Annotated in this window: 1 protein-coding gene; it reads left to right on the forward strand. The window is 30.8% G+C overall.

Features of this window, described 5'->3' with window-relative positions; genetic code table 11:
* The coding region (locus SB772_RS41845; RefSeq protein ID WP_410838754.1) for a hypothetical protein at nt 1–266 on the forward strand (266 nt) is incomplete at both ends.

The following is a 266-nucleotide window of genomic DNA, read 5'->3' on the forward strand; positions in this document are numbered from 1 at the left end:
CTTGGTAGAATTCAAATCAAAAAAACTGATGGAACATTGATTCTAAATAGTTTAAATGCTTCAGATAGCAATGCCAGTATTAAAGGCTTAGAGTTTGATAAAAGCTTAATAAAATATCAAATGTATTATTCAGGAAATGCAGAATGCAATGATAAGGGATATGTTTATTTGTTCTTTCCAGACCCGAATAATTTGAATCAAATGAAGCTAACATTCATGCAAGAACCAGATATCATTGTCAGCTGTCCAAGTGGATATAAAACACT

The sequence above is a fragment of the Paraburkholderia sp. SIMBA_030 genome (genome assembly GCF_046535245.1).
Lineage (GTDB): Bacteria > Pseudomonadota > Gammaproteobacteria > Burkholderiales > Burkholderiaceae > Paraburkholderia.